The following is a 24,388-nucleotide window of genomic DNA, read 5'->3' on the forward strand; positions in this document are numbered from 1 at the left end:
GATGGCCGAAACACATGTCCTGTTCGTCGAGGACGACGACGTCATCCGTGAGGCCACCCAGCTCGCCCTGGAGCGGGACGGCTTCCGGGTCACCGCGATGCCCGACGGGCTCTCCGGCCTGGACGCCTTCCGGGCGCAGCGGCCGGACATCGCCCTCCTCGACGTGATGCTGCCGGGCATGGACGGCGTCAGCCTCTGCCGCCGCATCCGCGACGAGTCGACCGTGCCCGTGATCATGCTGTCGGCGCGCGCCGACTCGATCGACGTCGTCCTCGGCCTGGAGGCCGGGGCCGACGACTACGTCACGAAGCCCTTCGACGGCTCCGTCCTCATGGCCCGCATCCGGGCCGTCCTGCGGCGCTTCGGGCACGCGGGCGGCGCCGACGAGCGCGGGGACGACGCGGCGGACGGCGGCGGGCTGCTCGCCTTCGGCGACCTGGAGGTCGACACCGAGGGCATGGAGGTCCGCAAGGACGGGACGCCGGTGGCGCTGACCCCGACCGAGATGCGGCTCCTCCTGGAGTTCTCGTCGGCGCCGGGCACCGTGCTGTCCCGGGACAAGCTCCTGGAGCGGGTCTGGGACTACGGCTGGGGCGGCGACACCCGGGTCGTGGACGTCCACGTGCAGCGACTGCGCGCCAAGATCGGCCAGGACCGGATCGAGACGGTCCGGGGCTTCGGCTACAAGCTCAAGGGCTAGGGGGTGTCTTGTCGATCAGGCCGGATCAGGGAGCGGCGTCCGGTGCCGTGCATCGCAAGGCGGAGGAGGGAGTCATGGCGGAGTCATGGCGAGTGACGACAACGCGGCGAGGCGCGGTGCCAGACGCCGCGAGCCCGGCATGATCGACAAGACAGCCCCTAGGACCAGGGTGTCTCTCCGACCCGTCAAGCCGCGCGCCCTGCGCACCGGCGTCCGCTGGAAGATCGCCGTCGCCATCGCGGCGGTGGGCGCGCTCATCGCGGTCACGCTGAGCGTGGTCGTGCACAACGCCGCCCGCATCTCGATGCTCGACAACGCGCGCGAGGTGCAGATGGAGCGGCTGCTCTTCGCCCAGCGGATGTACGAGACCTCGAAGCCGAAGGAGCCCCGCTTCGGCACGAAGATCAACGACCCGGCGCTGCCGGCCCAGCTCGACCAGCTGATGCGGGACCGGCGGCGCGGCACCTACGTGCAGGAACACCGGCACGGCGGGCCGCCCGACGTGTGGGCCGCGGTGCCGCTCGCCAACGGCGACGTGCTGTCGCTGCACATCCCCTTCGCCGACCGCAGCGCGGCGATCATGGGCGATCTGGACCGGGCGCTCGTCATCGGCTCGGTCTCGGTGGTCTTCGGCGGCTGCGCGCTCGGCGTGCTCATCGGCGGCCAGCTCTCGCGGCGGCTGCGGAAGGCCGCCGCCGCGGCCGGGCGGGTCGCCCAGGGCAACACGGACGTCCGCGTGCGGGACGCGATCGGCGGGGTCGTCCGGGACGAGACCGACGAGCTGGCCCGCGCGATCGACGCCCTCACCGACGCCCTGAACGAACGCATCCAGGCCGAACGCCGGGTCACCGCGGACATCGCGCACGAGCTCCGCACCCCGGTGACCGGTCTGCTCACGGCGGCCGAGCTGCTGCCGCCGGGGCGTCCGACCGAGCTCGTACGGGACCGGGCGCAGGCGATGCGGACGCTGGTCGAGGACGTCCTGGAGGTGGCCCGGCTCGACAGCGCGTCGGAGCGGGCCGAGCTCCAGGAGATCGCGCTCGGCGAGTTCGTGGAGCGGCGGGTCCGGTCGCTCGATCCGGACGTGGCCGTCCGGGTCGTCCACGAGTCCTGGGTGAACACCGACCCGCGCCGCCTCGAACGGATCCTGGGCAATCTCCTAGCGAACGCGGCGAAGCACGGCAAGACGCCGGTGGAGGTCACCGTCGAGGGCCGGGTCGTCCGGGTCCGCGACCACGGTCCGGGCTTCCCCGAGGCGCTCCTCAAGGAGGGCCCGAGCCGCTTCCGTACGGGGACGAGCGACCGCGCGGGCCAGGGCCACGGCCTGGGGCTGACGATCGCGGCGGGCCAGGCGCGGGTCCTCGGCGCCCGGCTGACCTTCCGGAACGTCGCCTCCGCGGCGGCGCCCGAGGGGGTCGGCGGCGCGATCGCGGTGCTGTGGCTGCCGGACCACGCGCCGACGAACACGGGCAGCTTCCCGATGCTGGGACAGCTGCCGAACTGACGCGGTCCGCGGAGCGGATACGACGGTGGGGCCGGCCCCTGTACTGGGACCGGCCCCACCGTCGTACACGCGAACGTCAGACCGTCTCGGCGACCTTCGGGGCGTCGTCGCCCGCCGTCGCCTTCGGCTCCGCCGGTCCCGCGCCGCGCAGCGCCACCTCCTTGACGAAGAGGGCGAGGACGAAGCCGAGGACGGAGACCGCCGCGGCGACCACGAAGGCGGAGTGGGTGCCGACGGAGACCGCGTACTGGTAGGCCTCGCGCAGGTCCTCCGGCAGCTTCGCCAGGCTCGCCGCGTCGAGCTGCGCGGTCCGCTCCGTGAGCCCGGACCCGCCGCGCGCCGCCATCTCGTCCTGGACGCGGCTCGTGAAGAGCGCGCCCATGATCGCGACGCCGAAGGAGGAGCCGAGCGTCCGGAAGAGGGTGGTGGAGGAGGAGGCGACGCCCATGTCCTTCATCTCGACGCTGTTCTGCGCGACGAGCATGGTGATCTGCATGAGGAAGCCCATGCCGGCACCGAGGACGGCCATGTAGACGCCGGAGGTCAGCCGCGAGGTGCCGGTGTCCATCTGGGCGAGGAGGAAGAGGCCGGCCGTCATGAGGACGCCGCCGACGATCGGGAAGATCTTGTACTTGCCGGTGCTGGTGGTGAACCGGCCGACGACCAGCGAGACGACCATCATCGCCATCAGCATCGGCAGGAGCAGCAGGCCCGAGTTGGTCGCCGAGGCGCCCTGGACGGACTGCTGGAAGATCGGCAGGTAGAGGACCGCGCCGAACATCACGAAGCCGGTGATGAAGCCGATCAGGGACATCAGGGTGAAGTTGCGGCTGCGGAAGATGTGCAGCGGCACGATCGGGTCGTCGGCCTTGGTCTCCACCCACAGGAAGGCGGCGAGAGCGGCGGCTCCGCCGACGGCGAGGCCGACGATGGTGGCCGAGCTCCAGGCGTACTCCGTACCGCCCCAAGTGGTGACGAGGACGATCGCGGTGATGCCGGCGGTCAGGAGTCCGGCACCGAGGAAGTCGATCCGGGTGCCCGTGGCCCGCTGCTTCTTCGGCAGGTGCAGGACGGTGGTGACCATGGCGAGGGCGACGGCGCCGAGCGGCAGGTTGATGTAGAAGGACCAGCGCCAGCCCCAGTGGTCGGTGATGGTGCCGCCGACGAGCGGTCCGCCGATCATGGCGAGGGCCATGACGCCGGCCATCATGCCCTGGTACTTGCCGCGCTCGCGGGGCGGGATCAGGTCGCCGATGATGGCCATGACGCCGACCATGAGGCCGCCGGCGCCGAGGCCCTGGATCGTGCGGAAGCCGATGAGCTGGCCCATGTCCTGGGCCATGCCGCTGAGCGCCGAGCCGATCAGGAAGATCACGATCGAGGTGAGGAAGACGCCCTTGCGTCCGAACATGTCGCCGACCTTGCCCCAGAGCGGGGTGGAGGCGGCGGTGGCCAGGGTGTAGGCGGTGACGACCCAGGAGAGGTGCTCCAGGCCGCCGAGCTCGCCGACGATGGTCGGCATCGCGGTGCCGATGATCATGTTGTCCAGCATCGCGAGCAGCATCGCGATCATCAGGGCGAGGAGGACGACGCGGACGCTGCGTGCCGGCGGCGCCTTCCCCTCGACCGCTTGCCCCGCCTCTGTGGTCGCCATCGCCATCCCCTTACTTGCCGCCCGGCTAGTTACTAGGATGGGGACGGTAGACCCGGAACTAGCCGGTCGTCAAGTAAGTAAAGTCGGAGAGCGAGAGCAGTCATGGCCCAGGCACGAGGCAACACCCGCCAGCGCATCCAGGACGTGGCCCTCGAACTCTTCGCCCAGCAGGGCTACGAGAAGACCTCGCTGCGCGAGATCGCCGAGCACCTCGACGTCACCAAGGCCGCGCTGTACTACCACTTCAAGACCAAGGAAGACATCATCATCGGCATCTTCCAGGACCTCACCAGGCCCGTGGACGAGCTGATCGTCTGGGCGCGGGAGCAGCCGCGCACGCTGGAGGTCAGGGAGGAGATCCTCCGCCGCTACCAGGCGTCCCTGATCGGCGCGTACCCGCTGTTCCGCTTCATGCAGGAGAACCAGGCGGCCGTCCGCGAGCTGAGCATCGGCCTGACCTTCAAGGAGCGGATGCTCGAACTGAGCGGCCTGATCCAGGAGCCCGACTTCGCCGTGCTCGACCGGGTGCGCTGCGTGAGCGCGATCTTCACGCTCCACGCGGGGATGTTCTTCATGGACAACGTCGAGGGCGACTCCGAGGACAAGCGCGCGGCCGTCCTCGAGGTCGCCCTCGATCTGCTCACCCAGGCGCACGGAGCGCGCTGAAGGGTTCCTCGGGTCAGATGCTGACGCCGTGGGACCGCAGGAAGGCGGCCGGGTTCACGGAGGAGCCGTAGTTCGGGGTCGTGCGGATCTCGAAGTGCAGGTGGGGACCGGAGGAGTTGCCGGTGTTGCCCGAAAGGGCGATCTGCTGGCCGGCGGCGACCTTCTGGCCGACGTTGACCTTGATCTTCGAGAGGTGCGCGTACTGCGAGTACGTGCCGTTGGCGTGCTTGACGACGATCGCGTTGCCGTACGCGGGGCCGTCGCCGCCGCCGTTCGGGCCGGCCTTCACGACGGTGCCGGTGCCCGCGGCCTTGACCGGGGTGCCGGTCGGGACGGCGAAGTCCTGGCCGGAGTGCTTGTGGGCCCACATGGCGCCGCCCTGGTTGTAGCTGGCGCTCAGGGTGTACGAGGCGACCGGCTTGACCCAGGACGGGGTCGCCTTCTTGGCGGCCTTCACGGGCGTGGCCTTCACGGCGACGGTCTTGGTGGCGGCCTTGGCGGCGGTCTTGGCGGCGGTCTTGGCGGCAGCAGCCTTCGCGGCGGCGGCCTTCACCTGGGCGGCGACGTGGGCCTGGGTCTCGGCCTGCGCCGCGACGGCGGCGGCCGCGGTCGCCGCGACCGGGGCGACGGCCTTGCCCTCGGCGGCGAAGGCGGACCCTGCTCCGGCCACCAGCGACGCTCCCAGACCCGCGGTGGCGAGAGCAACGGCGGTGATACGGGCGGCGGGGTTCATGACGCGCTTCGACATACGGGGGAAAACCTCCGGGAAGTACGGGACCCGACGCGAACGGTGCTTGGCGTCGGGCTTGCTCATCCTTGGTAACCCGGACCCCCGCCCAGCCCAAAACACCCCATCTACGACATTGCGTCGTAGCGATCTCCGGGGGAGATCGGCTCTTGACGGCCTTGGCTTCAACTCCTGAAACCGGACATACCGCCACAAGGGAAGCGGTTTATCCGCACGTGGCGGGCGGTCGGAACCGCCCGAAAGGCCACGCACTGCCCGGTTCGGGACCCTCCGGGACTAAAGACCCGGCGGTTGATCCCTAAACGTCCGAATCACTCGCAAAGGTCGCCACTATTCCACTTAGTACCCCTCGAAACGCCTGTGCGCCTTGTCACCCGGCGCCGCCCGCGAATGGGACCTGGGTCACGCAACCGAGCCCTCCGGAAGGCCGTCCCGCACTACGCTGGCCGATTCGGGGATCTTCAGGGGGACAGACATGGAACCGGCACTCATCGGCACCCGCCTCGCCTCGGCCGCGATCGGCCCACTGCTGAAGAAATTGCTGGTCAGCGACGGTCCAGGGGCCGGGCTGACGGGCGGGGCCCGCGCCGTCCGGCTCTCCTCCCTGGTCTCCTTCCGCGGCGAGAAGCGCACGCTCACGGAGAAGGACGTCCGGAAGCTCGCCGCCACCCTCGTCGAGCGCTCGGGCGGCGCACCCGGCGAGGCGCCGTTCCCTGCCGACGAGAGCGAGGCCGTCGTCCACACCCTGGGGACAGTCCTCCTCGCCCTCGGCGACCTCGACATGGACGACGTCCAGGCGGTCCGCCTCGGCCACCGCGACCTCGCCCGCCGCCTACGGGCGGCGGCCCCGGCCCCCGACGGCCTCTCCACCGACTCGGTCCTCTACCTGGAGTCGATGACCGAGTGGGCCTGCCTCCACATCCTGGAGTTCTTCACCCAGCGCTCGACGTTCGTCGCCCGGAGCCTGGTGGAGCAGACGCGGAGGCAGGCGGAGCTGATCGTGAAGGTGGACACGCTTCTCACCGGGACCGCGGCCACGACCGCACAGGACGCCGCCTTCGAGCGCCGCTACCTGGCGCACCTGGCGAGGAAGCACGGCAGCCTGACGATCTACGGCATCGATCTGCACCACTCGGCGAAGGAGTGGCCGCTGGACGTGGCGTACCTGTCCCTTGAGGCGGCGGGACCCGCCGAGCCGACGACCCCCGCTCCCGTACGGCAGGAACTCGCCAAGACCCACCTCCGCGCCGACCACGTCCTCGCCCGCCACGACAAGGTCCTCCTACGGGGCCTGGCCGGCTCGGGCAAGACCACCCTCGTCCAGTGGCTGACCGTCTCCGCCGCCTCGGACGACCGCGCGGACGGCATGGCGTACCTCTACGGCCGCGTCCCCTTCGTCCTCCCCCTGCGCACCCTCACCCGCCACGGCGAGCGGCTCCCGGCCCCCGACCGCTTCCTCTCCGCCGCCGGCTGCCCGCTCACCGCGCCCGAAGGCTGGGCCGACCGGGTCCTGGCTGCCGGGCGGGGCCTGGTCCTCGTCGACGGCATCGACGAGATTCCCGAGACCGAGCGCGGCCGGGCCCGTGAGTGGCTCCGCGACCTGCTCAGCGCGTACGAGGGCAACCGCTGGCTCGTGACCGCCCGCCCCACCGCCGTGGGCAACGACTGGCTGGCCCGGGACGGCTTCACCGACCTGGCCCTCTCCCCCATGTCCCGCACCGAGGTCGCCACCTTCGTACACCGCTGGCACCGGGCCGCCGGGCCCGAGGCGGAGCCGTACGAGCAGCAGCTCCTCGACGCGCTCCGCACCACGGAACACGTCGCCCAGCTCGCCACCAACCCCCTGATGTGCGGCCTCGTCTGCGCCTTGCATCTCGACCGGCGCGGCTACCTGCCCCGGGGCCGCAAGGCGCTCTACGAGTCCGCGCTGTCGATGCTCCTGTCCCGCCGCGACCGGGAGCGGGGCATGGAGAACCCGTACGGGATCGACCTGGACGCGGCCCCGCAGATCCAGCTGGTCCAGCGGCTCGCCTACTGGCTCACACGGAACGGCCGGCTCCAGATGGACCGCGGCCACGCCGAATCGGTCATCGCGGAGGCGGTCCCCGCCATGGTCGAGGCGTCCGCCTACGCCCCGGACCGGGTCTTCGCCCACCTCCTCCACCGCAGCGGCCTGCTCCGTGAGCCGACCGCCGACACCATCGATTTCGTCCACCGCACCTTCCAGGACTACCTGGCCGCCAAGGCCCTGGTGGACCACTGGGACATCGGCGTCCTGATCGACCACGCCACGGACGACACCTGGGAGGACGTCATCCGCATGGCGGTGGGCCACGCCCGCCCCCACGAGTGCGCGGAGATCCTCCGCGAGCTGCTCAAGGCGGCGGACGACGCCGAGGACCGCCGGGACCAGCTCCGCCTCCTGATCCTGGCGGCGACCGCGCTGAACCACGCGACCGAGGTGACGCCTGAGGTACGGGAGCAGGTGCTGGCCCGCGCGGCGGAGCTGGTCCCGCCCCGGACGGCCGACGAGGCCCGCGAGCTGGCGACGGTGGGCCGCATCGTGCTGGACCTGCTCCCGGGCCCGGAAGGGCTGGGGGACGAAGAGGCCCTCATGGCGGTGACCACCGCGACGCACATCCCCTCGGACGCCGCCATCCCCTACCTGGCCCGCTTCGCCCGCGGGTCCACGCTCCGCGTCCGCTCCCAGCTCGTCTGGGGGTGGCAGCGCTTCGACGCCCGCGCGTACGCCGAGGCGGTCATCGCCGTCATCGACCCGACCGATCTCCACTTCACCGTCGTGCACGACGGTCAGGCGGCCGAGCTGGTGCGGCTCGGCATAGCCCCCGACCGGCTGGATATCGGCGCCGGTGTCTCGGCGGAGGCGCTGCGCGACCTCCTGGCCGCCTGCGACCCGCCCATGCTGTCCCTGACGCGCGAGGACGACGACCCCGACCTCACCGCGCTCGCCGGCCTCACCCGGCTCGACATGCTGACCTTGGAGCTCCCCTACGCCCCTTTCTGGCGCGTGAGCGACCTCCCCTCCGAGGCTCCCCTGCGGATGCTCGCCTTCGGCTCCTGGCCGGAGGAAGGCATCGGTGCCCTCCGCTCCGCCTCCCTGCTCCGCTACCTCACCCTCTGGGAAGCCCACGGGCTCACGGCGCACGACTGGCGGGAGGCGACCCTGCTGACGCAGGTCCGGTACCTCACCGTCACGAGCGTGGATCTCGAATCGCTCCCCGAGGATGCCGTCCTCCCCTGGATCAGCGAGCTCGTGGTCGCCCTCTACGGCGAGAAGACGCTGCCGTTCGAGAAGGTCGTGCGGTCGTTTCCCGGACTCCGGCAGCTCGCGCTCTTCTTCGACCCCGGGCACGAGGTGGACGTGGCCTCGCTGGCGGGGCTGGAAGGCCTGGCCGTGCTCCAAGCCGACGGCCTGGAGCTGACGGGCACCGAGCACCTCGCGCCCACCGTGCGCATCCTCACCTGAGCACGCCGAAAGGGGCGGCCCCGAAACCATCAGGTTCCGGGGCCGCCCCTTTGCTCAGGCGCTACGCCTTACGCGTCCTTCGAGAGGTTCGGGCCGGTGCCGCCCGTGGCCTCGATCGGCGGGGCGTCGGGCAGGGCCGACTTCTCCTCGCCGCGGAAGGTGAACGTGCGGGCTTCGCCCTCGCCCTCCGTGTCCACGACCACGATGTGACCGGGGCGCAGCTCGCCGAAGAGGATCTTCTCCGACAGCGTGTCCTCGATCTCGCGCTGGATCGTCCGGCGCAGCGGCCGGGCGCCCATCACGGGGTCGTAGCCCTTCTTGGCGAGCAGCTCCTTCGCGGACTGGGAGAGCTCGATGCCCATGTCCCGGTCCTTCAGGCGCTCGTCGACGCGGCCGATCATCAGGTCGACGATCTGGAGGATGTCGTCCTGCGTCAGCTGCGGGAAGACGATGATGTCGTCCACACGGTTGAGGAACTCGGGGCGGAAGTGCTGCTTCAGCTCGTCGCTGACCTTCGCCTTCATCCGCTCGTAGTTGGACTTCGTGTCGCCCTGGGCCGCGAAGCCGAGGTTGAAGCCCTTCGAGATGTCCCTGGTCCCGAGGTTGGTCGTCATGATGATGACCGTGTTCTTGAAGTCCACGACCCGGCCCTGGGAGTCGGTCAGGCGACCGTCCTCCAGGATCTGGAGAAGGGAATTGAAGATATCGGGGTGGGCCTTCTCGACCTCGTCGAAGAGGACGACGGAGAACGGCTTGCGGCGCACCTTCTCGGTGAGCTGGCCGCCCTCTTCGTAGCCGACGTATCCGGGCGGCGAACCGAAGAGACGGGAAACCGTGTGCTTCTCGCTGAACTCCGACATGTCGAGGGAGATCATCGCGTCCTCGTCGCCGAAGAGGAATTCGGCGAGGGCCTTCGAAAGCTCGGTCTTACCGACACCGGACGGGCCGGCGAAGATGAACGAGCCACCGGGGCGCTTCGGGTCCTTCAGACCGGCACGCGTACGACGGATCGCCCGCGACAGGCCGATGACGGCGTCCTTCTGGCCGATGACGCGCTTGTGGAGCTCGTCCTCCATGCGGAGCAGGCGGCTGGACTCCTCCTCGGTCAGCTTGAAGACCGGGATGCCCGTGGCGGTCGCGAGGACCTCGGCGATCAGCTCGCCGTCGACCTCGGCCACGACGTCCATGTCGCCGGCCTTCCACTCCTTCTCGCGCTTGGCCTTCGCGGCGAGGAGCTGCTTCTCCTTGTCACGGAGAGAGGCGGCCTTCTCGAAGTCCTGCGAGTCGATCGCGGACTCCTTGTCCCGGCGGACGCCGGCGATCTTCTCGTCGAACTCGCGGAGGTCCGGCGGCGCGGTCATCCGGCGGATGCGCATCCGGGAGCCGGCCTCGTCGATCAGGTCGATCGCCTTGTCCGGGAGGAAGCGGTCCGAGATGTACCGGTCGGCCAGGGTCGCGGCCTGGACGAGGGCCTCGTCGGTGATGGAGACCCGGTGGTGGGCCTCGTACCGGTCGCGCAGACCCTTGAGGATCTCGATGGTGTGCGGCAGCGACGGCTCGGCGACCTGGATGGGCTGGAAGCGGCGCTCGAGGGCCGCGTCCTTCTCCAGGTACTTGCGGTACTCGTCGAGCGTGGTGGCACCGATGGTCTGGAGCTCACCGCGGGCCAGCATCGGCTTGAGGATGCTGGCGGCGTCGATCGCGCCCTCGGCGGCACCCGCACCCACGAGGGTGTGGAGCTCGTCGATGAACAGGATGATGTCGCCGCGGGTGCGGATCTCCTTGAGGACCTTCTTCAGGCGCTCCTCGAAGTCACCGCGGTAGCGGGAGCCGGCGACCAGCGCGCCGAGGTCCAGGGTGTAGAGGTGCTTGTCCTTGAGGGTCTCGGGCACCTCGCCCTTGACGATGGCCTGCGCCAGGCCCTCGACGACGGCGGTCTTGCCGACGCCGGGCTCGCCGATGAGGACCGGGTTGTTCTTGGTGCGGCGGGACAGCACCTGCATGACCCGCTCGATCTCCTTCTCGCGCCCGATGACCGGGTCGAGCTTGGATTCGCGGGCCGCCTGGGTGAGGTTCCGGCCGAACTGGTCGAGGACCAGGGACGTCGAGGGGGTGCCCTCGGCAGGGCCGCCGGCCGTGGCGGCTTCCTTGCCCTGGTAGCCGGAGAGCAGCTGGATGACCTGCTGCCGCACCCGGTTGAGGTCGGCGCCCAGCTTCACGAGGACCTGGGCGGCGACGCCCTCGCCCTCGCGGATCAGGCCGAGCAGGATGTGCTCGGTGCCGATGTAGTTGTGGCCGAGCTGGAGGGCCTCGCGGAGCGAGAGCTCCAGGACCTTCTTGGCACGAGGAGTGAAGGGGATGTGCCCGGACGGGGCCTGCTGCCCCTGACCGATGATCTCCTCCACCTGCTGGCGGACCGCCTCGAGCGAAATCCCGAGGCTCTCCAGGGCCTTAGCGGCGACACCCTCACCCTCGTGGATAAGGCCCAGAAGGATGTGCTCGGTGCCGATGTAGTTGTGGTTGAGCATCCGGGCTTCTTCCTGAGCCAGGACGACAACCCGCCGCGCGCGGTCGGTGAACCTCTCGAACATCGTTAATCGCTCCTCAGAGCGGTCAGTCAGTTAGGGGTCGATCCCCTCCCTGTCCTTCCGCAGCTTAGTCCCGCAAGCGGGGACCGCTCATTCCAACTGCCGACATCCGTCCGGATCACCCCTCTTCCGCGGGGAGACCTGCCGCCGAACAACCGACAAATGCTCCAACCCGATGGTGCGAGACGATGTTCCCGCAGGCCAAGTAGTTAGCCGCGCCTTGAGTACGCCGATGGCGAACGTGAGACGCCGAAGCCCGCGAGTCGCCCCTCTCCACTAGGAATGTCTTACCCGTAAGCACTGACACTCCATGCGGCGCACCCCGGTTCCCTCCGCTACCAGCGAACAACCTTGCGCTGCCGAATGCGCCCGTACGCCCCATCACGGACACCTTGCGCATCCGGAACGGGACCGTACGTCACCGCGGACGGGGCCTCGGGCGTAACCAAGAGGGGTGCGCGGGAGTTGCGCCGGGCATGGCCTTCACCGTCCCGTTTCCCCGCTCGCCGCTCGACGGCACCGGCGACGACGCCGGCGGTCTGGTGCGGTGGTACGAGCACGAACTCGGCTGGGCGGCGGTGGCCGGCCCCCCGGTGCAGCTGGTCACGGGGCTGCGCTTCGACGTCCTGGAGCTGCCCGCCACGGCCGGCCGGGGCGTGCTGCGCCGGATGGGCGCCGCGACGGGTCCGGTGGCCCTGATGGGGCGCCGGATGCGGCTGCTCGTGGCCGCGGGGAGCGCGGAGGAGCTCCCTGGGCTGCTCGACTGGCTCGAGTGGGGCGGGATCTCACTGGATCTCGCGATCCTGGGCACCGACGGCCGGATGACCGCGCCCCTTCCCCCGGGGCGGGGCGGTTCCGGCGCGCCGGGCGCCGCGGTCTGGCTGCGGGCGCCCGTGCCGGGCCGCGAGGTCGAGTCCTCGCTGCCGGCCCTGCGGTCCGCGCCCTGGGGCGGTGCGGACGCCCCCTGCCTGGTCCGCCTCGTGGCCGCCGCCGCGGCGGAGTGCCACCGGGTGCGGCTGCTGAGTGCCCGGACCGGTGGCCCGGCGCCTCAGCAGCGGTCGCCTCAGCGGTTCGCGTCCTCGTAGGCGGCCTTCACGGTGGCGGGCACACGACCGCGGTCGTTCACGTCGTAGCCGTTCTCCTTGGCCCACGCGCGAATCTTCGCGGTGTCGGGGCTGCCGGCCGTGACACGGCCCTTTCCGCGACCGCCCGTGGTGCGGCCACCGGTACGACGACCGCCCGCGGTGTACGGCTCGAGCAGGCCGCGGAGCTTTTCCGCGTTGGCGGTGGTGAGGTCGATCTCGTAGGTCTTGCCGTCCAGCGCGAACGTCACCGTCTCGTCCGCCTCGACGCCGTCGAGGTCGTCGACAAGAAGGACCTGAACCTTCTGTGCCACCGGATTTCCTTTCATCGAAAATGCAGTACGCGGAAAGGAAACCGCTTTTCCCGGAAAAACACAAACCCCTGGGAGAGGTTCAGAACCCCGACGACGCGGGAAACGTGCGCGATTCGGACATAGGGATCCGGTTCGGGATCGCCGCGGGGTTCCGGGTCACAGGTGCAGAAGCATGCGACTGTTGCCCAAGGTGTTCGGCTTCACTCGTTCGAGACCGAGGAACTCGGCGACTCCCTCGTCATAGGAACGGAGGAGCTCGCTGTAGACATCTCCGTCGACCGGGGTCTCGCCGATCTCGACGAAGCCGTGCTTCGCGAAGAAGTCGACTTCGAAGGTCAGGCAGAATACCCGCCGCACCCCGAGCCATCGGGCGGTGTGCAACAACTTGTCCAGCACCTGATGTCCGACGCCGGCTCCCTTGAACTCGGGATCGACGGCGAGTGTGCGGACTTCCGCGAGGTCTTCCCACATGACGTGCAGAGCGCCACAACCGACGACCACCGCGTCCTCGTCGCGTTCCGCGACCCAGAACTCCTGGATGGACTCGTAAAGGGTCACGGTCGCCTTGTCGAGAAGGATGCCGCGCTGGACGAAAGGATCGACGAGCCGGCGGACCGCGGCGACATCACTGGTGCGGGCCCTGCGTACGGTGACGGCTTTGGCGGAGGCCGCGGAAGCGGCCGGAGAAGCAGACGGCGACATGGGGGGACGCTATCGCTCCCGGCCCTCTGATCGATCGGCGGCCTTGTCGGCCACGGCCTCTTCCGCCGCTACGGGCTCTGCTGCTTTCGCGGGCTCCGCGGCCTGCGCGGGCTCCGCGGCCTGCGCGGGCTCTGCGGCCTGCGCGGCTTCCACGGCCTCTTCCGGCGGGGCGGGGATCGGGTTGTCGCGCTGCACGATTCGGATGGCGTCGTTCAGCGCCTCGCGCTGGTCCTGCGACATCATGCCGAAGAAGGCGACGAGAGCGGCGGCGGGGTTGTCGCTCTGGGCCCAGGCCTCGTTCATCAGCGCGGCCGAGTAGGCGGCGCGGGTGGAGACCGCCGTATATCGATAGGCGCGGCCGTCGACTTCCCTGCGCACCCAGCCCTTCTGATGGAGATTGTCCATGACGGTCATGACGGTGGTGTAGGCGATGGACCGTTCCTGCTGGAGGTCTTCCAGAACTTCCCGGACGGTCACCGGTCGGTTCCATTGCCAGACGCGCGTCATGACGGCGTCCTCAAGCTCTCCCAATGGACGGGGCACAGTGCCACCATAGTTCGCAAAGGGTTGACAAGCGGCTATTTACCGGGAGAAACACAACAAAAAGGACGCACGACCTCGAAAGGTCGCACGTCCCGGTGGTGCGGGTTCCTGGGCGCGGGGCCCAGGGGGTGTCTTGTCGGTCAGGCCGGATCAGGGAGCGGCGTCTGGCGCCGTGGATCGCAAGGCGGAGGAGGGAGTCAACGCGGAGCGTTGGCGACCGACGACAACGCGGCGAGGCGCGGTGTCAGACGCCGCGAGCCCGGCCTGATCGGCAAGACACCCCCTAGGAGGTGGCGGTGCCGTCCGCCTGGCGGGCCGCCTCGGCGCGGGCGAGCGCGGCGTCGACGACCGCATCCTCCTTGGCCTTGTTCGGGCCGCCCTGGCTCTTGACGATCGTGACGACGAGGCCGATGAAGAAAGCGGCCATCACGACGGGGGGCAGGAGCGCGGATACGTAGTCCATGGCGTCCAGCCTAGCTATCCGGCGACCCGCTCCTCGGGCGGGGGCGGGGGTACGGGCCTCCGGCGCGGCGGGAACACCTCGGAGGGCTTGGGCACCGGGCGGTCACCGGGGGCGGGACCGGACGGCGGGTTCGGCTTCGGCTCGCCGGCCGCCCCGCGTCCGCCGGGGAGGGCGAGCAGCCGTGTCCGGGGCGCGATGGCCGCACCGACGGGGACCGCGGGGGCGGTGGAGCCCGTCGCCTGGGAGACCCGGGCGAGCCGGGCGCGTACGGAGCGCTCGGCGAGGATCCGGCAGCGCGCGAGCAGCTCGGCGGCGGCCGGGTTGGCGCGCAGGGCGCGCAGGGCCGCGAGGTCGTCGACCCCGGGGTCGTACCCGGCGGTCAGGGCGTCCCGGAGGAGCCCCAGATAGCCGGCGAGCGACCCGGGGAGGGCGTCGCGGTAGCGGGCCAGGTCGTCGAGGAGGAAGGCGCGCAGCCGGCCGGCCTCGCGTACCGCCTCGTCCACGGATTCGGCCAGGCGCAGGCAGTCCTGGACGTCCTCGTCCTGGAGGGGGGCAGGGTGGAGGGCGATGGCAAGGGCGCGTCGGAGCACACGCAGCTCGTCCGCACTGAATGCCATGCCGCCGCGAGATCCGTATGGCGTGGGCATGGGCCGACGATACGCGCTAATCGGACAATTTTCTCTTAGCGATCATTCCGGCGCGCCGGAATGATCGCCACCAGGCCGGGCCCCGGCCTCACATACGGGAGACGTTCCGTTCGTACACCAGCCGCAGGCCGATCAGGGTCAGCCAGGGCTCGTGCTCGTCGATCTCCGTCGACTCGCCGAGGACCATCGGGGCCAGACCGCCCGTCGCGATCACCGTCACGTCGGAGGGGTCGCCCTGCGGGCCGACGAGCTCGCGCTTCATCCGCGCCACCACGCCGTCGACCTGGCCCGCGTAGCCGTAGATGATGCCCGACTGCATCGCCTCGACGGTGTTCTTGCCGATCACGTTCCGCGGGCGGGCCAGCTCGATCTTGCGGAGCATGGCCCCCTTCACGCCGAGCGCCTCGACCGAGATCTCGATGCCCGGCGCGATGGCCCCGCCCGCGTACTCGCCGCGCGCGGTGACCGCGTCGTACGTCGTCGCCGTGCCGAAGTCGACGACGATCGCCGGACCGCCGTACAGCTCGACCGCCGCGGCCGCGTTGATCACGCGGTCCGCGCCGACCTCCTTCGGGTTGTCGGTGATGACCGGGACGCCCGTCTTGACGCCCGGCTCCACCAGCACCGCCGGCACGTCCCCGTAGTACCGGCGGGTCACCTCGCGCAGCTCGTGCAGCACCGAGGGGACCGTCGCGCAGATGGCGATCCCCTCGATGCCGTCGCTCAGCTCGACGCCGAGCAGCGGGTGCATGCCCATGAGGCCCTGGAGCAGGACCGCCCACTCGTCGGCGGTCCGGCGCGGGTCCGTGGAAATGCGCCAGTGCTCGATGACCTCCTCGCCGTCGAAGAGGCCGAGGACCGTCTGGGTGTTGCCGACGTCGATGGTGAGCAGCATCAGACGGCCGCCTCGCGCAGGTCGAGGCCGATGTCGAGGATCGGGGAGGAGTGCGTGAGCCCGCCGACCGCCAGGTAGTCGACGCCGGTCGCCGCGTACGCCGCGGCGTTCTCCAGGGTCAGCCGGCCCGAGGACTCCAGGACGGCGCGGCCCGCGACCAGCTCGACGGCCTCCGCGGTCTCGGCCGGGGTGAAGTTGTCGAGCAGGATCAGGTCGGCGCCCGCGTCCAGGACCTCGTGGACCTGGTGCAGCGTGTCGACCTCGACCTCGATCGGCACCTCGGGGAAGAGCTCCCGCACGGCCTTGAAGGCCTCGGCGACGCCGCCGGCCGCGACCACGTGGTTGTCCTTCACGAGGGCCGCGTCGGAGAGCGACATGCGGTGGTTGACGCCGCCGCCGCAGCGGACCGCGTACTTCTCCAGGGCGCGCAGCCCCGGGGTCGTCTTGCGGGTGTCGCGGACCTTGGCCTTCGTGCCCTCCAGGGCGTCCGCCCACGCGCGCGTGGCGGTGGCGATGCCGGAGAGGCGGCAGAGGATGTTGAGCGCGCTGCGCTCGCCGGTGAGCAGGTCGCGGGTGCGGGCGGTGACGCTGAGGAGCGTCTGCCCGGCCTCGACGCGCGCGCCGTCCTCGACGTGCCGCTCGACCTCGAACTCGTCGGCGCACACGATGGACAGGACGGCCTCGGCGACCCGCAGGCCGGCGACGACACCGGCCTCGCGGGCGGTGAAGTCGGCGGTCGCGACGGCGTCCTCGGGGACCGTCGCCACGGTCGTCACGTCGACGCCGCCGTCGAGGTCCTCGGCGATCGCGAGGTGGGCGATGTCCTCGACCTGTACGGGGTCGAGGCCGGCGTCCGCGAGGAGCTCGGCGAGCGCGGGGTCGAGCCCGCACTCGAACTCCTCGCCCTCGCCGCAGGCGCAGCCGTCGCCGCAGCCGCCGGCCTCGGGGGCCGCGGAGGGGGCGCTGATCTGGATCAGAGGGACGTCCACGGGCTCGGGACGGGCTTCCTCGGGCGTGGTCACTTACGGCTCCCTGGGGGCGTCGAGGGTCGGGGGAAAGTCGGGGGTGTCGGTGGTGCGGACGTCGAGGGTCCGCTCCGGGGTGAGCCGGACGACGAGGTGCCGGTGCCAGGCCGTGTCGTCCCGCTCGGGGTGGTCCTCGCGCCAGTGGCAGCCGCGGGTCTCCTCGCGGCGGCGGGCGGCGGCGACCAGGACCCGGGCGACGCACAGCAGGTTGGTGGTCTCCCAGGACTCCACGCCGGGCTCGGCGGCCTTGGTGTCGTCCGTGCCGCCCGCCAGGGCGTCGCTGTGCAGTGCGTCGAGGGCCTCGGCGGCCTCCCGCAGGCTGCGCTCGGAGCGGAGCACCCCGGCGCCGGCCGTCATGACCCGCTGGATCCGGGTCCGGGCGCCCGCCACCGGCAGCGGCAGGGTCACCGGGGCCGGGTGCGGCACCGGGGCGCCGGGCACGCGCGGGGCGGCGGCCGTGATCTCCTCGGCGATCCGCTCGGCGAAGACCAGGCCCTCCAGGAGCGAGTTCGAGGCGAGCCGGTTGGCGCCGTGGACGCCGGTGCAGGCGACCTCGCCGCACGCGTACAGGCCGGGGACCGTGGTCCGGCCGCGCAGGTCCGTGCGGATGCCGCCGGAGGCGTAGTGCGCGGCGGGGGCGACCGGGATCGGCTCGGTCACCGGGTCGATGCCGTGGAGGCGGCAGGCGGCCAGGATCGTGGGGAAGCGCTCCGCCCACATCTCGGCGCCGAAGTGACGGGCGTCGAGGTACATGTGCTCGGTGCCCTGCTCCAGCATCCGGCGCGTGATCGCCTTGGCGACGATGTCGCGGGGCGCGAGCTCGGCCAGCTCGTGCTGCCCGAGCATGAAGCGGATCCCGTCGGCGTCGACCAGGTGCGCGCCCTCGCCCCGGACCGCCTCGGAGACCAGCGGCTGCTGGCCCTCGGAGTCGGCGCCGAGGAAGAGCACCGTCGGGTGGAACTGCACGAACTCCAGGTCGGAGACCTCGGCCCCGGCGCGCAGCGCGAGCGCGACGCCGTCGCCGGTGGAGACCGCGGGGTTGGTGGTGGCGGAGAAGACCTGGCCCATGCCGCCGGTGGCGAGGACCACGGCGGGGGCGTGGACGGCTCCGACGCCGTCGTGCTGGCCCTCGCCCATGACGTGCAGGGTCACCCCGGCCGTACGGCCCTCGGCGTCGGTGAGGAGGTCCAGGACGAGCGCGTGCTCGATGAAGCGCACGCCCCCGTCCCGTATCGCCTCGACCAGGGCGCGGGAGATCTCGGCGCCGGTCGCGTCGCCGCCTGCGTGCGCGATCCGGCGGCGGTGGTGGCCGCCCTCGCGGGTCAGCGCGATCTCGCCCTCGGCGGTCTTGTCGAAGTCGGCGCCGGTCGCGATGAGGCGGCGGACGGCGGCCGGGCCCTCGGTGACGAGCAGCCGCACGGCCTCCTCGTCGCAGAGGCCCGCTCCGGCGACGAGCGTGTCGTCGAGGTGCTGCTCGGGGCTGTCGCCCTCGCCGAGCGCGGCGGCGATGCCGCCCTGTGCCCAGCGGGTGGAGCCGTCGTCGAGCCGGGCCTTGGTGACGACGACGGTACGGAGCCCGGCGGCGGTGCAGCGCAGGGCGGCGGTGAGGCCCGCGACGCCGGAGCCGACCACGACGACATCGGCGTCGATGGCCCAGCCCGGTGCGGGCGCGTGCAGCCGTATTCCGGTCACTTGGTGGCTCCGAAGGTCAGGGGGATGTTGTCGATGAGCCGCGTGGTCCCCACCCGCGCGGCGACGGCGAGGACCGCCTCGCCGTCGTGGTCGCCGGCGACCTCGGTGAAGTCGGCCGGGTCGACGAGGGCCAGGTAGTCGAGGGTGAGCGGCGGCTCGGCCTTCGCCGCCTCGTCGAGGACGGCGCGGGCGGCTGCCCTGACGGCCTCTGCGGCACCGCCCTCGGCCGCCTGCGCGACCGCGTGGGCGTCGGCGGCGGCCCGGGCCTCGCCGAGCCGCGAGAGCGCCTCCGCGCGGGTCTCGGCCCGGCCCTGGGCGCCCGGCAGGGAGGCGGCACGCGCGCGCAGCGCCTCCTGGGCGGCGAGCCGCTCGCGGCCGGCGAACAGCGCGCCGGACAGCGCGAGGGCGGTACGGCGCTCCTCGGCCGACAGGTAGCGGTTGCGGCTGGAGAGGGCGAGGCCGTCGGTCTCGCGGACGGTCTCGACGCCGACGATCTCGACCGGGAAGTTCAGGTCGCGGGCCATGCGCCGGATCAGGGCCAGCTGCTGGGCGTCCTTCTGTCCGAAGAAGGCCAGGTCGGGCGAGGTCAGGTGGAGGAGCTTCGCGACGACGGTCAGCATGCCGTCGAAGTGGCCGGGCCGGGAGGCGCCTTCGAGGCGCTCGCCCATGGGGCCCGCGGTGATCCGGACCTGGGGCTCGCCGCCGGGGTAGACCTCGTCGGCGGAGGGGGCGAAGACGACGCTCGCGCCCGCGTCGAAGGCCAGCTCCAGGTCGGCTTCGAGGGTGCGGGGGTAGCGGTCGAGGTCCTCGCCCGCGCCGAACTGGAGCGGGTTCACGAAGACGGTGACGACGACGAAGCCCTGGGCTCCGACGCGCTCGCGGGCGGTACGGATCAGGGTGGCGTGGCCTTCGTGGAGGGCGCCCATCGTCATGACGACGGCGTTGCGGCCGGGCCGGCCGTGGTGGGCCGCGGCGTCCCGGAGGTCCTCGACCGTGGGCACCAGCTCGGCCGGCCGGTGGCGGACGGGCCGGCCGCCCTCGGCGCTCGTGGCGCTCGTGCGGGCGAACAGGGTCATCGGTCGTCTCCTTGCGGCCCGGCGGCTCCTTGCGGCCCGTCGGCGGCGGTGGTGCTGTCGGCGGCGAGTACGCCCAGCAGGTCCTCGGCCAGCTCGGGCTTGAGCAGGCCGTGCGCGAGCGCCCGGTCGGCGGTCGTGCGGGCCATCGCCAGGTAGCCGGCGACGGTGCCGGGCGCGTGCTTGCGCAGCTCGGCGACGTGGGCGGCGACCGTACCGGCGTCACCGCGCGCGACGGGTCCGGTGAGGGCCGCGTCCCCGGACCGCAGCGCGTTGTCCAGGGCGGCGCCGAGGAGCGGGCCGAGCATGCGGTCGGGTGCGGCGACGCCGGCCTTGCGGAGCAGCTCCATCGACTGGGCCACCAGGGTGACCAGGTGGTTCGCGCCGAGGGCGAGGGCCGCGTGGTAGAGCGGCCGGGCGTCCTCGGCGATCCACTCGGGCTCGCCGCCCATCTCGATCACCAGGGCCTCGGCCGCGAGCCGCAGCTCCTCGGGCGCGGTCACCCCGAAGGAGCAGCCGGCCAGCCGCTGGACGTCCACGGGCGTGCCGGTGAAGGTCATCGCGGGGTGCAGGGCGAGCGGGAGGGCGCCGGCCCGGCGGACGGGGTCGAGGACCCGTACCCCGTACCGCCCGGAGGTGTGCACGAGCAGCTGTCCCGGCCGTACGGCTCCGGTGTCGGCGAGGCCCTCGACCAGACCCGGCAGGGCGTCGTCCGGGACCGTCAGGAGGACCAGGTCGGCGAGGGCGAGGACGCGGGCGGGCTCGACGACGGGGACGTCGGGCAGGAGCTCGGCGGCGCGGCGCCGGGAGCGGTCGGAGACCGCCGAGACGGCGACGGGGCGGTGGCCCGCGAGCCGGAGCGAGGCGGCGAGGGCGGGGCCCACGCGGCCCGCGCCGACGACTCCGACGGTGAGCCGGGCGGGCCGGTCCTCGGGGCGGGGCTCCGGTCGGGGCTCTGGCGCTGTGGGTGCGTTCACGGTGGGGACGGCCTTCCGTTCCAGTCCTCGGCGGGTACCGGACGATTTCTGGTCATGCTACGCCAGCGTTTCGCGTCGGCTCCGTGGCTGTCCACAGGGTGTGGGCGGCGGTGTGATGATCGCCCCATGGACAGGAACACGGACCTGAACGCGGACACGGACACGGGCATGGGCACGGACATGGACACGGACATGGACACCGACACGGATCCCGTGGACGAGGAAGCGGCCCGGCTGTACCGGGCGAAGCTCTGGGGCGACGCCGAGCGGAAGCTGTGGGGCACCTCCGTCGACGGCACGGTCGGACAGCGGCTGCGCGAGCTCGCCGACTGGACGGAGCTCGCCGGCCACGGGGACACCCCCGTCGACATGTACGGCAACGGGCCGGTGGAGGAGGTCGAGCGGCGCGTGGCCGAGGAGCTCGGCCTGCCCGCCGCCGTGTTCTTCCCGACCGGCACGATGGCCCAGCAGGTCGCGCTGCGCTGCTGGGCCGGGCGCACCGGCAGCCCCGTCGTCGCCCTCCACCCGCTCGCCCACCCCGAGGTCCACGAGGGCGGGGCGCTGGCGGCGGTCTCCGGGCTCCGCACGGTCCACCCGACCGACGAGCCGCGGCTGCCGACGGCCCAGGAGGTGCGCGACCACCCGGAGCCCTTCGGGACGCTGATGCTGGAGCTGCCGCTGCGCGACGCCGGCTTCGTCCTGCCCTCCTGGGAGGAGCTGACGGAGGTCGTCGAGGCCGCCCGGGAGCGGGACGCGGTGGTCCACTTCGACGGCGCGCGCCTGTGGGAGTGCACGACGGCTTTCGGCCGCGGGCTCGCGGAGATCGCGGGGCTCGCCGACAGCGTGTACGTCTCGTTCTACAAGTCCCTCGGCGGCATGTCCGGGGCCGCGCTCGCGGGTCCCGAGGACGTCATGGAGGAGGCCCGGGTCTGGCGGCACCGGTACGGCGGGCTGGTCGCCCAGCAGTACCCGGCGGCGCTCTCCGCGCTCCGGGGCCTCGCCGTCGAGCTGCCCCGGCTGCCCTCGTACGTGCGGCACGCGCGCGTGGTGGCCGAAGCGCTGCGGGAGGAGCTCGCGAAGGCGGGCGTGGGCTGGTTCCGGGTCCACCCGGAGGTCCCGCACACCCACCAGTTCCAGGTCTGGCTCCCGTACGCCCCCGAGGCCCTGACGGCCGCGGCCGTCGCGCAGACCGAGGCCACCGGAACCGCCCTCTTCCGCCGCTGGTTCGGCCCGGGCGCGGGCGGCCCGCCGGGGGTCGCCGTGACGGAGCTGACGGTGGCGGGGCCGGGGCTCGAGTGGACGGCGGCGGACGTACGGGCGGCGGTACGGGACTTCCTGTCCCGGATCGAGGAGTGAGCCGGCGGGCCCGTCAGAGAGCCGGCGGGCCCGTCAGCACGAGCGGGGACGGGACCGGCGCAGCCATCGGTGCAGAGCCGTGCGGAGCGGGCCGCGCGCCGGGCGGCCCGCCACTACCCGCTCGAAGCGGCGGCGGTCGACGACCGACCGCACCACGGCGACGTCGTGGGTGCCGGGCGCCGGGGGCATCGGGTCGCCGAGCCGGGCGGCGCGGTACGTGTCGAAGAGGTACTGATGCAGCGCGTTCATGGCCTCACCGTGCGCCGCGCCCCGGCGCCCTGGCGCGCCACTTGACGGCTCCCGTCAAACGGCGCTCCCGGGCCGACCCGCCCGCCGATTGACGGCACTCGTCAAACGGCGCGACACCACCCCCACCGCACCCCGCACCATGGGGGCGTGAGCGTGACGATCGACATCACCGGACTGCCGCAGGAGCGCATCGCCTTCTGCCCCTCGCCCCTGGCCGAGCTGGGCGCCGCCCTGCACGCCCTGGCCGAGCCGGCGCACCACCCCCGGCTGCACGCCTGGACGACCACGACCGCCGCCGCCCTCAAGCCCGAGCTCGCGGACCGGCTCCACGAGGCCGACTTCATGTGGCGCTCCACGCGCGCGGACATCCTCCTGCCGCCGCACCCCCGGGGGACCCTCGCGGAGGAGCTGGACGACCTCGATCGCATGGACGACGAGAAGTACGTGGGCTCGGCCCTGGAGATCTCCTGCGCCAGCCACTACACGCGCGGTGCGCCGTCCCCGCTCGTCGACGAGCGGATGCGCCGCCGCGCCCTCGACCTGGCCGCCGCGCGCGGGCCCCGGCAGGTCGCCTTCGTGGAGCGGATGCTCGCCGACCCGCCCGGCACGCGCGCGTGGATCCGACGGCTCCTGGAGGACTGCGACGAGGCCTTCTTCGCCGACACCTGGCGCCGCGTCTGCGTGCAGCTCGCCGCCGACGCCCGCCACAAGACCGAGCTGATGCGCCGCAAGGGCCTCGCCGAGGCCGTCACCGCCGCCTCGGCCGCGATGGTCCTGGAGGAGGACGAGCAGGGCTCCCGGATCGTCGCCGACAAGCTGCTCCAGGGACGGACGAGCGCCGAGGGCTCCGGCGTGACGTTCCTGCCGACCGCCTTCGGCTGGCCGCACCTCGTCGCCCTGCACACCCCCGGCTGGCAGCCGGTCGTCCAGTACCCCGTGCCCACCCGCGACCTCGGCGACGCCGCCGCGACCCAGGCCGTCAAGCTGCGCCTGGAAGCGATCGCGCACCCGATGCGGATGCGGCTGTGCCGCAGCCTCGCCCGGGGCTCGTACTCGACGGGCGAGCTGGCCGACTCGCACGGCATCACCGCCCCCGAGGTGTCCCGCCACGTCGCCGTCCTGAAGAAGGCCGGCCTCGTCATCACGCAGCGCCGCGGCCGGTACGTCCTGCACCAGCTCGACGTGACCGCCGTCGCCCGGCTCGGCAGCGACTTCCTGGAGAGCGTGCTGCGCTAGGACCGGGACGCTACGCGGCGCCGCCGCCCGCGCGGACCAGGCCCGACTCGTACGCGAGGACGACGACCTGGACCCGGTCGCGCAGGCCCAGCTTGGTCAGGATCCGGCCCACGTGGGTCTTCACGGTCGCCTCCGAGAGGACGAGCCGGGCGGCGATCTCGCCGTTCGACAGGCCCTGCGCGACGAGCATCATCACCTCGCGCTCCCGGTCCGTGAGCCGCGCGAGCGCGCTGTCGACGGCCCGCGTCTCCTTGCCCGTCGACGGCAGCATCGGCGAGAAGCGGTCGAGCAGCCGCCGGGTCGTCGACGGCGCCACGACCGCGTCGCCGCTGTGCACCGAGCGGATCGCGCCGAGCAGCTCCGCCGGCGGCACGTCCTTCAGCATGAAGCCGCTCGCGCCCGCCTTCAGCCCCGAGAACGCGTACTCGTCGAGGTCGAAGGTCGTCAGGATCAGCACCTTCGGCGCGCCCGGCTGCGAGCAGATCCGCCGGGTCGTCTCCACCCCGTCCAGCTTCGGCATGCGCACGTCCATCAGGACGACGTCGACCGCCGTGGACCGCAGGACCTCCAGCGCCTCCACACCGTCACCGGCCTCCGCCACGACCTCCATGTCCGGCTGGGCGGCGAGCACCATGCGGAAACCGGTGCGCAGCAGCACCTGGTCGTCGACGAGCATCACGCGGATGGACATGAGGTCAGTTCCTTAAAGATCGTCGGAAGGTCGTCGGAAGAGCGCCGTCGGAAGGCGTCAATGGATCGTCGTCGGCGAGCGGTGGACGGTCGTCGG

22 protein-coding genes are annotated in these 24,388 nt (G+C 72.1%); 7 read left to right on the plus strand and 15 right to left on the minus strand.

Going from position 1 to position 24,388, the window contains the following annotated elements:
* Position 1 precedes the first annotated feature (1 nt).
* Together cseB and cseC are read left to right on the plus strand one after the other, a co-directional pair.
* Positions 2–700, plus strand: a complete 699-nt coding sequence (cseB, locus tag ASC82_RS25535) for a two-component system response regulator CseB (protein ID WP_056652634.1) — start codon at positions 2–4, stop codon at positions 698–700.
* Between the two features lie 139 nt (positions 701–839).
* The gene (cseC, locus tag ASC82_RS25540; protein WP_056654211.1) at positions 840–2,204 is read left to right on the plus strand and encodes a two-component system sensor histidine kinase CseC; all 1,365 of its coding nucleotides are present in this window, start codon (positions 840–842) and stop codon (positions 2,202–2,204) included.
* A gap of 76 nt (positions 2,205–2,280) precedes the next feature.
* Here cseC and ASC82_RS25545 read toward each other — a convergent pair whose 3' ends face one another.
* Positions 2,281–3,864 (minus strand): MDR family MFS transporter, encoded by a 1,584-nt coding sequence (locus ASC82_RS25545; protein ID WP_056652636.1) that lies wholly within the window; start codon positions 3,862–3,864, stop codon positions 2,281–2,283.
* Positions 3,865–3,960: 96 nt separating this feature from the next.
* Here ASC82_RS25545 and ASC82_RS25550 point away from each other — a divergent pair, with 96 nt between their 5' ends.
* Positions 3,961–4,524 (plus strand): TetR/AcrR family transcriptional regulator, encoded by a 564-nt coding sequence (locus tag ASC82_RS25550; protein WP_056652638.1) that lies wholly within the window; start codon positions 3,961–3,963, stop codon positions 4,522–4,524.
* A gap of 13 nt (positions 4,525–4,537) precedes the next feature.
* On the opposite strand, the gene ASC82_RS25555 is transcribed toward ASC82_RS25550, so the two are convergent.
* Positions 4,538–5,272, minus strand: coding sequence for a M23 family metallopeptidase (locus ASC82_RS25555; RefSeq protein ID WP_056652640.1), 735 nt, complete (start codon positions 5,270–5,272; stop codon positions 4,538–4,540).
* A 475-nt stretch (positions 5,273–5,747) separates the two neighbouring features.
* On the opposite strand from ASC82_RS25555, the gene ASC82_RS25560 reads away from it, so the two are divergent.
* Positions 5,748–8,759 (plus strand): NACHT domain-containing protein, encoded by a 3,012-nt coding sequence (locus ASC82_RS25560; RefSeq protein WP_056652642.1) that lies wholly within the window; start codon positions 5,748–5,750, stop codon positions 8,757–8,759.
* Positions 8,760–8,827: 68 nt separating this feature from the next.
* Here ASC82_RS25560 and ASC82_RS25565 read toward each other — a convergent pair whose 3' ends face one another.
* The gene (locus ASC82_RS25565; protein ID WP_056652645.1) at positions 8,828–11,350 is read right to left on the minus strand and encodes an ATP-dependent Clp protease ATP-binding subunit; all 2,523 of its coding nucleotides are present in this window, start codon (positions 11,348–11,350) and stop codon (positions 8,828–8,830) included.
* Positions 11,351–11,823: 473 nt separating this feature from the next.
* Here ASC82_RS25565 and ASC82_RS25570 point away from each other — a divergent pair, with 473 nt between their 5' ends.
* Positions 11,824–12,432: an SCO3374 family protein gene (locus ASC82_RS25570; protein WP_056652648.1), complete on the plus strand. Its 609-nt coding sequence runs from the start codon at positions 11,824–11,826 to the stop codon at positions 12,430–12,432.
* On the opposite strand, the gene ASC82_RS25575 is transcribed toward ASC82_RS25570, so the two are convergent.
* The 10 genes from ASC82_RS25575 to ASC82_RS25620 all read right to left on the minus strand — a co-directional run bounded on the left by ASC82_RS25575 (position 12,411) and on the right by ASC82_RS25620 (position 20,760).
* A complete protein-coding gene (locus tag ASC82_RS25575; RefSeq protein ID WP_056652651.1) occupies positions 12,411–12,743 on the minus strand; it encodes an Lsr2 family protein in 333 nt (110 codons plus the stop codon). The two genes, ASC82_RS25570 and ASC82_RS25575, sit on opposite strands and share 22 nt — an antisense overlap.
* A 156-nt stretch (positions 12,744–12,899) precedes the next feature.
* The gene (locus tag ASC82_RS25580) at positions 12,900–13,445 is read right to left on the minus strand and encodes an amino-acid N-acetyltransferase (RefSeq protein ID WP_056652653.1); all 546 of its coding nucleotides are present in this window, start codon (positions 13,443–13,445) and stop codon (positions 12,900–12,902) included.
* A 9-nt stretch (positions 13,446–13,454) separates the two neighbouring features.
* Positions 13,455–13,988 carry a BlaI/MecI/CopY family transcriptional regulator gene (locus tag ASC82_RS25585; RefSeq protein WP_079039478.1) on the minus strand — a complete coding sequence of 178 codons (534 nt, stop codon included), beginning with the start codon at positions 13,986–13,988 and terminating at the stop codon, positions 13,455–13,457.
* Positions 13,989–14,271: 283 nt separating this feature from the next.
* Positions 14,272–14,451 carry a hypothetical protein gene (locus tag ASC82_RS25590; RefSeq protein ID WP_024757556.1) on the minus strand — a complete coding sequence of 60 codons (180 nt, stop codon included), beginning with the start codon at positions 14,449–14,451 and terminating at the stop codon, positions 14,272–14,274.
* Between the two features lie 14 nt (positions 14,452–14,465).
* Positions 14,466–15,068: a hypothetical protein gene (locus tag ASC82_RS25595; RefSeq protein ID WP_056652655.1), complete on the minus strand. Its 603-nt coding sequence runs from the start codon at positions 15,066–15,068 to the stop codon at positions 14,466–14,468.
* A 118-nt stretch (positions 15,069–15,186) separates the two neighbouring features.
* The gene (locus ASC82_RS25600) at positions 15,187–15,993 is read right to left on the minus strand and encodes a type III pantothenate kinase (protein WP_056652658.1); all 807 of its coding nucleotides are present in this window, start codon (positions 15,991–15,993) and stop codon (positions 15,187–15,189) included.
* A complete protein-coding gene (gene nadC / locus ASC82_RS25605; RefSeq protein ID WP_056652661.1) occupies positions 15,993–17,015 on the minus strand; it encodes a carboxylating nicotinate-nucleotide diphosphorylase in 1,023 nt (340 codons plus the stop codon). Before nadC ends, ASC82_RS25600 begins: the two co-directional genes overlap by 1 nt.
* Positions 17,016–18,710 carry an L-aspartate oxidase gene (locus ASC82_RS25610; protein WP_056652664.1) on the minus strand — a complete coding sequence of 565 codons (1,695 nt, stop codon included), beginning with the start codon at positions 18,708–18,710 and terminating at the stop codon, positions 17,016–17,018. It abuts the gene before it with no gap.
* Positions 18,707–19,786, minus strand: coding sequence for a pantoate--beta-alanine ligase (gene panC, locus ASC82_RS25615; protein ID WP_079039480.1), 1,080 nt, complete (start codon positions 19,784–19,786; stop codon positions 18,707–18,709). The genes ASC82_RS25610 and panC overlap by 4 nt, the downstream gene beginning before the upstream one ends.
* On the minus strand, positions 19,783–20,760 hold the full coding sequence (locus ASC82_RS25620; RefSeq protein WP_024759658.1) for a DUF2520 domain-containing protein: 978 nt from the start codon (positions 20,758–20,760) through the stop codon (positions 19,783–19,785). The genes panC and ASC82_RS25620 overlap by 4 nt, the downstream gene beginning before the upstream one ends.
* Positions 20,761–20,886: 126 nt before the next feature.
* On the opposite strand from ASC82_RS25620, the gene ASC82_RS25625 reads away from it, so the two are divergent.
* Entirely contained in the window at positions 20,887–22,116 is a 1,230-nt protein-coding gene (locus tag ASC82_RS25625) for a beta-eliminating lyase-related protein (RefSeq protein WP_242427781.1), read from the plus strand.
* Between the two features lie 33 nt (positions 22,117–22,149).
* On the opposite strand, the gene ASC82_RS25630 is transcribed toward ASC82_RS25625, so the two are convergent.
* On the minus strand, positions 22,150–22,365 hold the full coding sequence (locus ASC82_RS25630; RefSeq protein WP_056652667.1) for a hypothetical protein: 216 nt from the start codon (positions 22,363–22,365) through the stop codon (positions 22,150–22,152).
* 153 nt (positions 22,366–22,518) lie between these two features.
* Here ASC82_RS25630 and ASC82_RS25635 point away from each other — a divergent pair, with 153 nt between their 5' ends.
* Positions 22,519–23,601, plus strand: coding sequence for a DUF5937 family protein (locus ASC82_RS25635; RefSeq protein WP_199862626.1), 1,083 nt, complete (start codon positions 22,519–22,521; stop codon positions 23,599–23,601).
* 10 nt (positions 23,602–23,611) lie between these two features.
* Here ASC82_RS25635 and ASC82_RS25640 read toward each other — a convergent pair whose 3' ends face one another.
* On the minus strand, positions 23,612–24,292 hold the full coding sequence (locus tag ASC82_RS25640; RefSeq protein ID WP_056652672.1) for a response regulator transcription factor: 681 nt from the start codon (positions 24,290–24,292) through the stop codon (positions 23,612–23,614).
* Between the last annotated feature and the right edge of the window lie 96 nt (positions 24,293–24,388).

Origin of the sequence: Streptomyces sp. Root431 (assembly GCF_001426585.1) — a bacterium.
In the GTDB taxonomy this organism is placed as follows: domain Bacteria; phylum Actinomycetota; class Actinomycetes; order Streptomycetales; family Streptomycetaceae; genus Streptomyces; species Streptomyces stackebrandtii.

What these genes read in the sequence shown, in the direction of transcription:
- ASC82_RS25640 (WP_056652672.1), bottom strand. Translation starts at nt 24,292, where the DNA reads ATGTCCATCCGCGTGATGCTCGTCGACGACCAGGTGCTGCTGCGCACC.
- ASC82_RS25555 (WP_056652640.1), bottom strand. Translation starts at nt 5,272, where the DNA reads ATGTCGAAGCGCGTCATGAACCCCGCCGCCCGTATCACCGCCGTTGCT.
- ASC82_RS25590 (WP_024757556.1), bottom strand. Translation starts at nt 14,451, where the DNA reads ATGGACTACGTATCCGCGCTCCTGCCCCCCGTCGTGATGGCCGCTTTC.
- ASC82_RS25565 (WP_056652645.1), bottom strand. Translation starts at nt 11,350, where the DNA reads ATGTTCGAGAGGTTCACCGACCGCGCGCGGCGGGTTGTCGTCCTGGCT.
- ASC82_RS25550 (WP_056652638.1), top strand. Translation starts at nt 3,961, where the DNA reads ATGGCCCAGGCACGAGGCAACACCCGCCAGCGCATCCAGGACGTGGCC.
- ASC82_RS25560 (WP_056652642.1), top strand. Translation starts at nt 5,748, where the DNA reads ATGGAACCGGCACTCATCGGCACCCGCCTCGCCTCGGCCGCGATCGGC.
- cseC (WP_056654211.1), top strand. Translation starts at nt 840, where the DNA reads ATGATCGACAAGACAGCCCCTAGGACCAGGGTGTCTCTCCGACCCGTC.
- ASC82_RS25600 (WP_056652658.1), bottom strand. Translation starts at nt 15,993, where the DNA reads ATGCTGCTCACCATCGACGTCGGCAACACCCAGACGGTCCTCGGCCTC.
- ASC82_RS25580 (WP_056652653.1), bottom strand. Translation starts at nt 13,445, where the DNA reads ATGTCGCCGTCTGCTTCTCCGGCCGCTTCCGCGGCCTCCGCCAAAGCC.
- cseB (WP_056652634.1), top strand. Translation starts at nt 2, where the DNA reads ATGGCCGAAACACATGTCCTGTTCGTCGAGGACGACGACGTCATCCGT.
- ASC82_RS25630 (WP_056652667.1), bottom strand. Translation starts at nt 22,365, where the DNA reads ATGAACGCGCTGCATCAGTACCTCTTCGACACGTACCGCGCCGCCCGG.
- ASC82_RS25545 (WP_056652636.1), bottom strand. Translation starts at nt 3,864, where the DNA reads ATGGCGATGGCGACCACAGAGGCGGGGCAAGCGGTCGAGGGGAAGGCG.
- ASC82_RS25595 (WP_056652655.1), bottom strand. Translation starts at nt 15,068, where the DNA reads ATGGCATTCAGTGCGGACGAGCTGCGTGTGCTCCGACGCGCCCTTGCC.
- ASC82_RS25625 (WP_242427781.1), top strand. Translation starts at nt 20,887, where the DNA reads ATGGACAGGAACACGGACCTGAACGCGGACACGGACACGGGCATGGGC.
- panC (WP_079039480.1), bottom strand. Translation starts at nt 19,786, where the DNA reads ATGACCCTGTTCGCCCGCACGAGCGCCACGAGCGCCGAGGGCGGCCGG.
- ASC82_RS25570 (WP_056652648.1), top strand. Translation starts at nt 11,824, where the DNA reads ATGGCCTTCACCGTCCCGTTTCCCCGCTCGCCGCTCGACGGCACCGGC.